This window comes from Cupriavidus taiwanensis (genome assembly GCF_900250115.1).
In the GTDB taxonomy this organism is placed as follows: Bacteria; Pseudomonadota; Gammaproteobacteria; order Burkholderiales; family Burkholderiaceae; genus Cupriavidus; species Cupriavidus taiwanensis_B.
In genome coordinates this window covers 1,251,992-1,264,054 of record NZ_LT984804.1, presented here as the reverse complement: position 1 = coordinate 1,264,054, position 12,063 = coordinate 1,251,992, and the positions used below count along the sequence as shown (strand labels likewise).

Annotated in this window: 9 protein-coding genes; all 9 read right to left on the bottom strand. The window is 64.9% G+C overall.

Annotation, left to right across the window (positions count from 1 at the left end; all coding sequences use genetic code 11):
- Positions 1–7 precede the first annotated feature (7 nt).
- Entirely contained in the window at positions 8–1,756 is a 1,749-nt protein-coding gene (locus CBM2586_RS22525) for a polysaccharide biosynthesis/export family protein (RefSeq protein WP_115689901.1), read from the bottom strand.
- Between the two features lie 2 nt (positions 1,757–1,758).
- A complete protein-coding gene (locus CBM2586_RS22520) occupies positions 1,759–2,901 on the bottom strand; it encodes a chain-length determining protein (RefSeq protein ID WP_115689899.1) in 1,143 nt (380 codons plus the stop codon).
- Positions 2,898–3,560, bottom strand: coding sequence for an ABC transporter ATP-binding protein (locus tag CBM2586_RS22515; protein ID WP_115689897.1), 663 nt, complete (start codon positions 3,558–3,560; stop codon positions 2,898–2,900). The genes CBM2586_RS22520 and CBM2586_RS22515 overlap by 4 nt, the downstream gene beginning before the upstream one ends.
- Complete coding sequence (locus CBM2586_RS22510) at positions 3,557–4,348, bottom strand: ABC transporter permease (RefSeq protein WP_115689895.1); 792 nt, start codon at positions 4,346–4,348, stop codon at positions 3,557–3,559. The genes CBM2586_RS22515 and CBM2586_RS22510 overlap by 4 nt, the downstream gene beginning before the upstream one ends.
- Before the next feature lie 1,112 nt (positions 4,349–5,460).
- Complete coding sequence (locus CBM2586_RS22505; protein ID WP_115689893.1) at positions 5,461–6,549, bottom strand: MBL fold metallo-hydrolase; 1,089 nt, start codon at positions 6,547–6,549, stop codon at positions 5,461–5,463.
- Positions 6,550–6,708: 159 nt separating this feature from the next.
- Positions 6,709–8,154 (bottom strand): FAD-binding oxidoreductase, encoded by a 1,446-nt coding sequence (locus CBM2586_RS22500; RefSeq protein WP_115689891.1) that lies wholly within the window; start codon positions 8,152–8,154, stop codon positions 6,709–6,711.
- Positions 8,155–8,179: 25 nt separating this feature from the next.
- Entirely contained in the window at positions 8,180–8,986 is an 807-nt protein-coding gene (gene hpaI / locus CBM2586_RS22495) for a 4-hydroxy-2-oxoheptanedioate aldolase (RefSeq protein ID WP_115689889.1), read from the bottom strand.
- A gap of 37 nt (positions 8,987–9,023) precedes the next feature.
- Positions 9,024–10,496: an NAD-dependent succinate-semialdehyde dehydrogenase gene (locus tag CBM2586_RS22490; protein WP_115664675.1), complete on the bottom strand. Its 1,473-nt coding sequence runs from the start codon at positions 10,494–10,496 to the stop codon at positions 9,024–9,026.
- Between the two features lie 34 nt (positions 10,497–10,530).
- A complete protein-coding gene (locus tag CBM2586_RS22485) occupies positions 10,531–12,054 on the bottom strand; it encodes a UxaA family hydrolase (protein WP_115689887.1) in 1,524 nt (507 codons plus the stop codon).
- Positions 12,055–12,063: the final 9 nt, after the last annotated feature.

The window sequence follows — 12,063 nt, the reverse complement described above, 5'->3', positions numbered from 1 at the left end:
CCCACCTTTATAACCCCAGCACTACCTTCGCACTAATGGCGATTTGGTAAAGAATTTGGAAGACATCCTTCGCAAACTGACGCGTCTTGAAGTCCACCTTCGGCAACACCATGATCTCGTCGCCTGCTCGAACCGCGCCATCCTTCTTGCCGTCAGAGAAGCTACCGTCGCGGTGCGCGATGATTACGCGCGACGTGTCAGCGTTCTGTGAAAAGCCTCCGGCCTGCTGGATGAATTCATCCAGGTCCATGCTCTTGTCATAGGCAACGGCGTTGGGAAAGAGCACCTCGCCGCTGACCAGCACAAGACCATCCTTCACCGGCACGCGAAGAATGTCGCCATTTTCAAGAAGCAGACCATTGCGGGCCTCGGATTTCGCAATCAATGTCTGGCCGGTGGGCTCAATCTTCTTTGCGCGTTCCACCCACTGCAGCATCAGTGCGGCTTCCTCCTTGCGCAGCTGAGCTTCCTCCGCCGTCCCAGAGCGAGCGGTCAATACGCTGGACTCTAGGGTCTTCAGCGTGGCACCAAGCAATGCCTTCTGTCGTGCCTTCACACTCTGGCGGAACAGTTGGATGCTCTCAGAATCCGATTCCGGCGTGAACTGGACCTGACTGAGCAGGTGGCCCATGCGGGTGCCATAGGGCAGAACAAATTCCTGGGGGCCGGTGTGCTCGCCTTCAACGCGGACCGTGATCGTCCCCGGCCGCTTGTCAGCCGTGAATTCGATCTCGTCGCCATCCCGCAGGTCGATCTGGTTGCCTTGCGAGATGGGGAAGTATTCGACGTTCCGTACAGTTCCGCTGTTGCGCACCACCCGCACGTTGGTGGCTTCAGGCAGCGGCTTGGCCAGGCGGACGAACTGGTCGAGGCGGGCCTGGTCGCCCATGAACTCGAATCGCTTTGCGTTTTCTGCCAGACCGCTGACCTTAACGGTCTTCTTGCGGGACTGGACGAAAATGACGTCGCCGTTGTTCAGTTGCCGGGAAGTCAGATCGCCTTTCAGCAGGAAGTCATAAAGGTTCACGACTTCCAGCGTCTGGTTGCCACGCTTGATCGCGACATCCAGGAACGATCCGCGGTCCGGATCGATACCGCCGGCCTGGTCGAGATAGCGGAGCACGCTGTCGCTCGACGTGCCGTCGTACATGCCGGGCCGGCGAACAGCGCCGGTCACATACACGCGCACCGGTTGGGCTGCCAGCAGGCTGGCATAGATCGACACCTTGCTGGCAAACACCCGGCGCAGCGCATTGCTGATTGCCGTCTGCAGGTTGCCGTTGGTGATGCCCTGCACCCGGAACGGGCCGATTTCGGGCAACAGGATGGTGCCGCCCGCGTCTACGGTCAGCACTGTGTCGACGTTGTAGCCATTCCAGATCCTCAGCTGAATCCGGTCACCGACGGAGATGACGTGGCTGGGATTGAAGATGGATGCGCTGTCGCGGCTGAACGCGCCGGTGAAGAGCTGCGCGCCAAAGGCGTCGCTCGCCATGTTGGCGGTGTAGTCGTTGTTCTGCGGAGCGCTCTCAGGCAGAGACGTTTCGGCTCGAGCGGGGACCATGGGCGCGGCAGCGGTGCCCGTGCTGAACGTGGTGCCAGCAGGTGACGTGCCGCCCTGCGCCGCAATGACCGCATAATCCATTTGCCCGATGGCTGGCGACTGCGCCATGCGCGTTCCGGCCTGCGCAAGCGCACTATTGACGGCCGCGAGTCCTGCGGCGGCCACTGCAAGGGTGATGATTCTTCTAAGCATTTCTAGTCCCGGTGGTCGCGGATGATGGCGCTCATCAGTTGCACGACGCCAGCAAGCATCAACGTCATCAGGACAAAGACCACGATGTTGTAAATGCGCCTGGGTTGAAGCGGATATTCCGGGCGCGTCGGGCTTTGCACGACGGCCACGTTCTTGAGCTTGCGCGTTGCCTCGATCCGCGCTTTTTCCAGCGCGCCGATAGCGGTCTTGTAGATATCGAAGGCGAATTCCGCTGCAGCTTGCAGGCGGTCGTGCTCTTCCACGACGCGGTTCAGGCCACGGCCTTTCGTGGAGACCATCCGGCCGCGCTGCTCTGCCATCTGGCGCTCGACTGCGGCGATCTGGGCGTCGATCTGCTGGATTGCCGGGGACTGGGGCGTAAAGACGTCCTTCAGGGAATTCCGCTTGACATGCAGTTCGGCAAGGGTTGCCTCGGCGTTTGCCACCACGGTCGAGAGGCTCTCGACTTCGCCGCGCGGCGATACCAGGCCATTGGCGTTCTGGTAGGCAACCAGCGCCTGACGTGCCGCCTTCAGGCGTTCGCCCTGGTCGTGTACCTGTTTCTCGATATAGACCACCTGCTCGCTGGCGATGCGGTGAGTCATTTCGTTCATGAAGCGTTCGCCGTCCCGGACCAGTTCGGTGCTGATGGCGTGGGCCATTTCCGAGGTGTACGCCTGGACCTTGATCACTAAAACGCGGGCGAAGTCATCGTATTCGACGCTCACGCGTTTCAGATAGTAATCATGGAAACGCTCAAGCGACGCATCCTCGAACCAAAGCCGGGACAACGGGTCCCGGCCGCTGTCCGCGTAGTGCTTGCGCAGGCCCAGGCGCTCGTCCAGTTTCTTGAGCATGTCCGCAGAGAGCAGGTATTCCCGCAGCAGCAGCAGGTCCTGTGGCGCGGTGTTGCCGACCAGCAGCGAAGTGAAGTCGCTCGCGCTGGCACCCACGCCATCGCTGCGCTCGATAACGACGCGCGCTTCCGACACGAAGAGGTCGGAGGCAATCACACTCCAGTACACAACGGCGACAAGGCAGGCGGCGATAGCCACCTGCCAGATGCGGTTCAGGCGGTTCAGGCTGTTCATGCGTGTCAGGCGGCCAATCTGCCCTGCGGCGCCCGACGTGATCGTCTTCATCATGCTGTGATGCTTTCCCTGTACTCGCGCAGGGCTTCCTCGACGGAATCGAACCAATGCGCGCGGCCCTGATGCAGCCAGACCGCCGCCTGGCAAAAATTTTTCAGTGTGGATTCGCTGTGCGAGACCATCACCAGGCCTGCGCGGCCGGCGAGATCTTCGAAGGCTTTCTGGGACTTGCGCTTGAACGCCGCATCACCGACCGCCGTCAGCTCGTCCACCAGGTAGGTATCGAAATCAAAGGCAAGCGACATGGCGAAGGCCAGACGCGATCGCATGCCGGACGAATAGGTCTTTACCGGGTCATCGAAGGCGTCGTTCAGTTCAGAGAACTCGCGCACGAATTCGAGCTTGTCGGCAAGGCCGTCGCTGATGCCATGGATGCGGCAGACGAACTTGGTGTTCTGCCGGCCACTGAGCGAGCCCTGGAATCCACCGGACAGCCCGAGCGGCCACGAGACCCTGCAGTTGCGCTCGATGCGCCCGCTGTTGGGCTGGTCGATCCCACCGACCAGCCGCAACAGCGTGGACTTGCCTGCGCCGTTCGCGCCAATCAGCGCCACGCGGCTCTTGGGCGGGATACACAGCGATACGCCTTTCAGCACCCACTTGGAGCCATGGGCGGTGCGATAGCGCTTGTGGACGTCGGTGATTTCAATCATTGCGCCGTCAGCCTGGTTGCGTATCGCATATGCAGGGCCAGGCCGAGGAATACCGTGACCAGTGCCCAGAAGGCCAGGAATCCGAGGCTGATATGTGCTTCGCCGCGGTATGCAGCGAACCAGCCGCTGCGCATGGCTTCGAGCCCGTGCGTGATCGGGTTCACCAGCACGGCATTGCGCATGCCCAGCGGCAGGCTGGACACCGAATACATGACGGCGGACAGGAAGTAGAGCGGCGTGAAAGCGATCTTGATGAGCTTGCCCAGCCCCGGCAGGAGCGTGCCGATCACCGAAAGCATCAGGCCGAGACCGAGCCCGAAGGCCCACAGAAGGAACGCCGACCACATGACGAGCAAGGGGTCGGCCGGGCGTATGTCGATGTCGAGCAGTGCAAGCGCGGCCAGCAGCACCGCGCCGACGATGACGTACAGGAATGCTTCGACTGCGGCACGAACCAGTACGGTATCGACTGGCTGTACTTGCCGGTAAGAGAACAACGCCTGGTTCGCAGAGATGGCTTCCATGCCGCGTTGGGCAATGTTCCGGACCAGGAAAAATCCCCACACGCCGACAAGGATGAAGACTTCAATATTTGCGTCTTGCCTCACCTGATGCCGGATCACGCCGAAGACCACCATCAGGAAGACGATGTGGGCCGACGGCTCCAGCAGGATCCAGAGCCAGGCCGCACGCCCTCCCGCCAGGCGACCAGTGGCCTCGCGCAAGAAAAGCGCCTTCCAGACGGAAACCGCGACGGAGACGTCCGACCGGACCGAGGCCCGGTTCATTGCTGGATGTCGCTCAGGGTGAAGGCATAAAAGGCCCGGCCACAAAACGTGCGTTTTAATGCACATACACCAGCCTCGCACGATGGGACGATCTCGGCCCACTGAGGCCTCGCCAGCCGCGAGGTGCGAGGCGGCTGGCCAGCCAATGACCGACAGGCCACGAGCATGCTGCCGGCGACCGGTTCCCGATTTGCTCCACGCATTATTCGTTTGTGTTTTTTTTGACCGGGTGGCGCTTTACGCCACGGCTACTTTTGCAGCGCGCAATATTACGGGCCAGTCGCAACGCTGGCAACATCTGGTAACAATTTTCCACACGCACCCCCCAGAAGGGTGATGACAGCACATTTTGCCTGCGGCGAGATGCATTTCGGTCCACTCAGAGACGGATGAGTGGACCAATCAGCACTACCGAGATCCGCGCCGGGCTTGGGTCTTGCGGCCGGATACCACAGTTTTGCTGCACTGCAAAATCAGATTAATCCTATCCTCAGCCAGAGATGCAGGATAATCGCCGGATCAATCAACAACTCAAAATATTTGGAGCCCGTAAAATAGGAGAGAAAATACCCAGACAAATCAAACAAAGGGAAAATAGTTAATCCGTGTAGTCCATCAGCCATAAATGATGACGGGATTAAGTCACGTGGCGAAATTCCGATGACACCAGCCCGGATTGCCAGGCGAAACCCCTATGGGCCCCGCCCTGCCTATCGTCTGTGCGGCGTCGCACCGACACAGACTTCTCGGAATTTGTCACTGAGAAGTAGGCGGAAACCCCGGCTTATTTCTACGGATGAAGAAAAGGCGAGCCTGCTTTGTGGGGAAGTGGATCGCAGATGGATTAGGACGCGTGCGGGTACGCCTTACTTTCTGGTCGCCGCGTTGTCTGCTCCGCGCTGAACCCTTGAAAGCCGCGCAGCGATTCGGAATTTTCTCAATTCGTCTTCCGCGTTGAAGCCGGTCCGATCGGCTCGATCCGCGAAAAAAAAGCGGCAAACATTGCCGCCATCCTGTAGACAATTGCGTGCTTCAGCGAGGGCCGGGGAGTCGATGGTCGTTGTACGTCAGCAACACCATCGGGCACAACAAGCCTCCCGCCCCGTCGCCAGCTACCCCAACCGATACCAATAGCACCCATCTGCCGCCATCTCCCGCACCGCTTCCCCACGATGCAGCAGATAGTTCAAATGCGCAATACTCTCCCCCGTCGCCATCCCCAGCAGCCCCCCACTCCCCGTAATCGGCCGCGAAAACAATTCCCCGAACACATCCACCGCCCGCCTCGGTTCGGCCAGCGCCCCGCGCAGCCGGTCCAGCGCCTGCATCTGGCTGGCGCGCAGATAGTCGATCCGTGCGTGCAGCCCGCGGAACGGTTCGTTGTGCGCGGGCAGCACCAGCACATCGTCCGGCACGGCGGCACGGACCTTGTCGAGCGAGGCCAGCCAGTCGGCCATCGGATCGGCGTCGGGCTCGGTCGGGAACACGGATACGTTGGAAGAGATGCGCGGCAGCACCTGGTCGCCCGATACCAGCAGCTTCAGCGCCGGGCAGTACAGGCAGGCATGTTCGGGGGAATGGCCGGTGCCGACGATGACCTGCCAGTCGTGCGCGCCGATGCGGACGGTATCGCCGTCGGAGAGACGGCGGAAGCTTTCCGGCAGGGCGTGCACGTATTTGCCGAAGCCGCCGAAGCGGGTGCGGTACACCTCGATCGCTTCGTCATCCCATCCGGCCTTGCGATAGAACGCGATCGCGTCGTCCGGCGCGGCGCGTCCGGTATCGGCGGCGAGCACGCGGCACATCAGGTATTCGAGCCGCGTCATCCAGAGTTGGCAGTCGAACTTGCCGGTGAGCCAGCCGGCCATGCCGATGTGGTCCGGATGCATATGGGTCACGAACAGGCGGCTCAGGCCACCTTCCAGCGCGCCGCCGGCGGCGAACAGCGCGCGCCAGGCCTGCGCGGTTTCCGGGGTCTGCAGGCCGGCATCGACCGCGGCCCAGCCGCTGCCGTCGCGGATTGCCCACAGGTTGATATGGTTCAGCCCGAGCGGCATCGGCATGCGCAGCCACAGGACGCCGGGTGCGACTTCCCGCGCGCGCCCCGGTTCAGGGGCGTCGCCGCAGGGGTAGTCGAGTTCGGGCTTTTGAAGGGAGATGGGGACAGCTGCGAGCGCGATGTCGGGGGATTGGGCGGTCATCGGTGTCTGGGCCGGTGGGGCCGGCCATGCTGTGCGCCATGGTAGGGAGCAGCGATGCCCCGCCCCGGCGCGTTATGGATAGCTGACACCTTAGCCCAGATGGGCGATTCCTGCCACGCGCGCCCTGCCCGCGTGCCGGCCGCTGGAAACGACAGCCCGCTAGCGCGTCGGTGCCGGCAGCACCTTGCCCGGATTGAGCAGGTTCAGCGGATCCAGCGCCTGCTTCACCTGCCACATCAGTTCCAGCTCCACCGGCGACTTGTAGCGCGTCAGGTCATCGCGCTTGGCCACGCCGATGCCATGCTCCGCCGAGATCGAGCCGTTCTCCGCGTGGGCCATGCCGTCGACCAGCACGGAGACCCGCTCGTACCATTGCGCCAGGAATTCCCTGGTGGGCTGGTCCTTGGGCCGCAGCGGGTTGAAATGCACATTGCCGTCGCCCATATGGCCGTAGATCACCATGCGCGCATCGGGCACCAGTTCGAGCACCCGGGCCGACGCCTCTTCCACGAACGCGGCGATGCGCGACAGCGGCACCGAGACATCGCACTTGATGCTGCCGCCGGTGCGGGTCTGCGCGTCGGAGATCTCTTCGCGGATGCGCCAGAAGGTCTGCGCATCCGACAGGCTCGCGGCCACGGCAGCGTCCAGCACCAAGCCCTGGCTGAAGCCGGATTCGAGGATCTCCATCAACGTCGCGTTGAGGCTGTCGGCGTCGGTGCCGGAAGTCAGTTCGACCAGCACCATCCAGTCGTGCCGGTCCTGCAGCGGCGACGCGACATTGCCAAGGTATTCCAGCACGAGCTCCAGCGCGGGCCGCGAGACCAGCTCGAATGCGGTCACGGCCTGGCCGGACAGGCGCTTGGCTTCGCCGAGCAAGGCCACGGCAGCGGCGGGGTCCCGCACCGCGACGAAGGCCACGGCGCTGCTGCGCGGCTGGGGCATCAGCTTGAGCACGGCGCCGGTAATGATGCCGAGCGTGCCTTCCGCGCCGACGAACAGCTGCTTGAGGTCGTAGCCGGTGTTGTCCTTGCGCAGGCCGCGCAGCGACGAGTAGATGCGGCCATCGGGCAGCACCACCTCGAGGCCCAGCACCAGGTCGCGCATATTGCCGTAGCGCAGCACCGCCGTGCCGCCGGCATTGGTCGACAGGTTGCCGCCGATCTGGCACGAGCCCTCCGAGCCAATACGCAGCGGAAACAGGCGCTGCTGCGCTTCGGCGGCGCTGCGAGCCGCGCTCAGCGTGACGCCGGCCTGCACGGTCATGGTGTCGTTGACGGGATCGATGGCCAGCACGCGGTTCATGCGGCTCAGGTTGACGACCACGGCAGTGCCGCTGTCATCGGGCACGGCGCCGCCCATCAGCGAGGTATTGCCGCCCTGCGGCACCACTGGCACGCGCTGCGCATGGCACCACTGCAGCACGCGGCTGACTTCTTCCGTCGATGCTGGCAGCACCACCACCTGGGCCCGCCCGCGATAGATGCCGCGGTAGTCAGTGACGTAGGCCTGCGTGTCGGCGTCGCCGCTGCGGCAGGCGTTGGCGCCGACGATGGCCTGCATCGCGCGCAAAGTGGTATCTGGGTTCGGTAGCTCGGCGGTCATGGAGACAAGGCGAAGGAGATGCGGATCAATATGCGGCGGACGGCTTGTCCGCGGCGGCGCCTGCATGCGGCTCACGGAACGAAGCGGCAAGCTTGCGCGCGGCATTGGCATACAACATCACGTCCACGCCCGTGGCGACGAAGGTGCAGCCCAGGTCGAGGTAGCGGCGCGCGAGCGCGGGGTCCGACGTCAGCGTGCCGGCGGCCTTGCCGCTGGCGATGATGGTGCGCATTGCGTCCTCGATGGCGGCCTGCACGTCCGGATGGCCGGGGCGGCCGCGGTAGCCCATCGAGGCGGCCAGGTCGGCCGGGCCGATGAAGACGCCGTCGACGCCGTCCACCGCGCAGATCGCTTCCAGGTTCTGCAGCGCGGTGACGGTTTCGGCCTGCACCAGCAGGCAGATTTCGTCGTCGGCCACGTCAAGGTAATCGGTGCGCGCGCTCCACTGCGACGCGCGCGCGATGGCGCTGCCCACGCCGCGGATGCCAGTCGGCGGGTAGCGCGTGGCGCTGACCAGCGCGCGCGCCTGCTCCGCGGTATCTACCATCGGCACCAGCAGGCTGCGCGCGCCGATATCCAGCAACTGCTTGATCAGCGGCACTTCGCCGGCCACGGCGCGCACCACCGGTTGCACCGGATACGGCGCCACGGCCTGCAGCGCGTGCAGGGTCGAGCGCAGGTCGTTGGGCGCGTGCTCGCCGTCTATCAGCAGCCATTCGAAGCCTGCGGTGGCCGAGACTTCGGCCAGGTACGGCGTCGCCATCGACAGCCACAGGCCGATCTGCGCCTGGCGCGCGGCCAGTGCGGTCTTGAAGGGGTTGTTTGCGGGCATGGGGATTTCCTGGAGCGAAGGGATGGCGCGTGGCGCTTCAGCCGAGCTGGCCCTGGCAAAGGTACTTGCTATGCATGTAGTCGTCCAGCCCGTGGCGCGAGCCTTCGCGCCCGTAGCCGGATTCCTTGACGCCGCCGAACGGCGCCGCCTCGGCCGCGATCGCGCCTTCGTTGATGCCGACCATGCCGGTTTCCAGCGCCTGCGCCACGCGCCAGATGCGGCGGATATCGTTGGAGTAGAAATATGCGGCCAGGCCGAACGGGGTGTCGTTGGCGTCGCGGATCACCTCGGCTTCGTCGCGGAAGCGGAAGATCGGCGCGACCGGGCCGAAGGTCTCTTCGCATGACAACTGCATCGCCGGCGTGGCATCGACCAGCACCGTCGGCGCGTAATAATGCGGGCCGTCGGCGCTGCGCACGCGCTTGCCGCCGGTGACCACGCGCGCGCCCCGTGCCACCGCATCTTCGACATGGCGCGCGATCTTGTCGACGGCGCGGGCATTGATCATCGGCCCGATCTGTGCGGCGTCTTCGGTGGCGGGGCCGACATGGAGCGCGCCCACGCGCTGCGCCACGCGCTCTACAAACGCGTCGTGCACGGCGTCATGCACATAGACCCGGTTCGGGCACACGCAGGTCTGCCCGCCGTTGCGGAACTTGGATGCCATCAGGCCATCGACCGCGGCATCGAGGTCGGCATCGTCGAAGACGATGAACGGCGCATTGCCGCCCAGCTCGAGCGAGAGCTTCTTCAGCGTCGCCGCCGATTCGCGCGCCAGGTGCTTGCCGACCGGCGTCGAGCCGGTGAACGTGACCTTGCGCACGCGGCTGTCTGCCAGCCAGGCATCGACCACCCCGGGCGTGTGTTCGCGCGACGCCGTAACGATGTTGACGACGCCCGCCGGCATGCCGGCCTGCTGCGCCAGCCACGCCAGTGCCAGCGCCGTCAACGGCGTGTCCTCGGCGGGCTTGGCCACCACCGTGCAGCCCGCGGCCAGCGCCGGCGCGATCTTGCGGGCGATCATCGCCAGCGGGAAGTTCCATGGCGTAATGGCCGCGACCACGCCCACCGGCTCTTTCAGCACCAGCAGCTTGCGGCCGGGCACGGCCTCGGCCACGATGTCGCCGCAGATGCGCGTGGCTTCCTCGGCAAACCATTCCACGTACGACGCGCCGTACTGCACCTCGCCGCGCGCCTCCTTCAGCGGCTTGCCCTGTTCGGTCGAGATGATGCGCGCCAGGTCTTCCTGGTGGGCAAGGATCAGCGCATGCCAGCGCTTGAGCAGCTGCGCGCGTTCGCGGGCGGGCCGGCGGCTCCATGCCGGGAAGGCCGCGGCCGCGGCGTCGACGGCAAGGCGCGCATCGCCGGCATCGCTGTCGGCCACCTTGGCGAAGGCCTCGCCGGTGGCCGGGTCGGTAACGGGAAATCGCGCAGCCAGGCCGGCTTCGCGCCATTGGCCATCGACCAGGTTCTGGCTGCGCAGCAGCGTGGGCTCGGAAAGCGTCAGCATCGATATGTGTGGAGAGAGATGGGTAACGCGCGCCTCAGCTGACGATGCCGAGGTGCCACGGCACGAACTCGTTGTCGCCCAGCCCGAGCAATTCGCTCTTGGTGGGCTCGCCCGAGGCCGCGCGCAGGATATGGTCGAAGATGCGCTGGCCCATCTGCGGCACGCTCAGCTCGCCGTCGAGCACCAGGCCGCAGTTGATGTCCATGTCTTCTTCGAGACGGTGATACATCGCCGAGTTCGACGCCAGCTTGATCGTCGGCGCCGGCTTGGAGCCGAACATCGAGCCACGTCCGGTGGTAAAGCAGATCAGGTTGGCGCCGCTGGCGATCTGGCCGGTGACGGCCACCGGGTCATAGCCGGGCGAGTCCATGAACACAAAGCCGGCCTGGTCGATCGGCTCGGCGTACTCATAGACCGCCTGCAGCGGCGTGGTGCCGCCCTTCATGGCCGAGCCCAGCGACTTCTCGAAGATATTGGCGAGGCCGCCCTGCTGGTTGCCATGGCCGACCACGCCGTTGAACTGCGCGTTGTGGCCGGCGGTGTAGCGCTCCCACCAGGCGAGGCGGTCCAGCAGCTTCTGCCCCACTTCCGGCGTGACCGCGCGGCGCGTCAGCATGAACTCGACGCCATGGATCTCCGGGGTCTCCGACAGGATCGCCGTGCCGCCATGACGCACCAGGATATCCATTGCCGCGCCCAGCGCGGGGTTGGCGCTGATTCCGGAAAAACCGTCGGAGCCGCCGCACTCCAGCCCGATCTTCAGATGGCTGGCAGGCACCGGCTGGCGCAGCGCGGCATTGGCCGCCGGCAGCATCGATTCGATCGCGCGGATTCCGGCCGCGATGGTGGCGCGCGTGCCGCCGGCATCCTGCATCACCAGCGTATGCACCGCGGGCCCCGGCTCCAGCCCTTGCGACTCCACCAGCGCCGCGACCTGGTTGCGCTCGCAGCCCAGCCCGACGATCAGCACCCCGGCCAGGTTGGGATGGCGCGCATAGCCGGCCAGCGTGCGGCGCAGCACGTCGAAATGCTCGCTCGGCGATGACATGCCGCAGCCGCTGGTCTGCGCAAAGGCGACCACGCCATCGACATTGGGATAACCGGCGAGCCGCTGCGGCGTGAAATGCGCCGCGATCTGGCGGATCACGGTGGACGAGCAATTGACCGACGACAGGATGCCGATGAAGTTGCGCGTGCCGACGCGGCCGTCCGCGCGCACAAAGCCGTTGAAGGTGGCGCGCTGCGCCTCCGGCACGTAATCCACCGGACGCACATCCTGGCAGAAGGCCGGATCGCGGTAGAAATCGACCAGCGTCAGGTTGTGCGCATGCACGTGCTCGCCCTGCGCGATATCGCGCAGGGCCATGCCGATGACGGTATCGAACTTGCGCACCGGGGTGCCGGCCGCGATGGCGCAGGCCGCGATCTTGTGGCCGGCCGGGACCTGCGCTCGCACGCGCACGGCCGGATCGGCCAGCTGCTGGCCCAGGGCGAGGTCGCTGCGCGCGACCAGCACGTTGTCGTTGGGGTGCAGCCGGATGACGGGATTGGGATTCACTGGGTCTTG

Excerpts from the sequence above, each read along its gene's own strand:
- CBM2586_RS22525 (WP_115689901.1), bottom strand. The coding sequence starts at position 1,756 with ATGCTTAGAAGAATCATCACCCTTGCAGTGGCCGCCGCAGGACTCGCG.
- CBM2586_RS22520 (WP_115689899.1), bottom strand. The coding sequence starts at position 2,901 with ATGATGAAGACGATCACGTCGGGCGCCGCAGGGCAGATTGGCCGCCTG.
- CBM2586_RS22515 (WP_115689897.1), bottom strand. The coding sequence starts at position 3,560 with ATGATTGAAATCACCGACGTCCACAAGCGCTATCGCACCGCCCATGGC.
- CBM2586_RS22510 (WP_115689895.1), bottom strand. The coding sequence starts at position 4,348 with ATGAACCGGGCCTCGGTCCGGTCGGACGTCTCCGTCGCGGTTTCCGTC.
- CBM2586_RS22505 (WP_115689893.1), bottom strand. The coding sequence starts at position 6,549 with ATGACCGCCCAATCCCCCGACATCGCGCTCGCAGCTGTCCCCATCTCC.
- CBM2586_RS22500 (WP_115689891.1), bottom strand. The coding sequence starts at position 8,154 with ATGACCGCCGAGCTACCGAACCCAGATACCACTTTGCGCGCGATGCAG.
- hpaI (WP_115689889.1), bottom strand. The coding sequence starts at position 8,986 with ATGCCCGCAAACAACCCCTTCAAGACCGCACTGGCCGCGCGCCAGGCG.
- CBM2586_RS22490 (WP_115664675.1), bottom strand. The coding sequence starts at position 10,496 with ATGCTGACGCTTTCCGAGCCCACGCTGCTGCGCAGCCAGAACCTGGTC.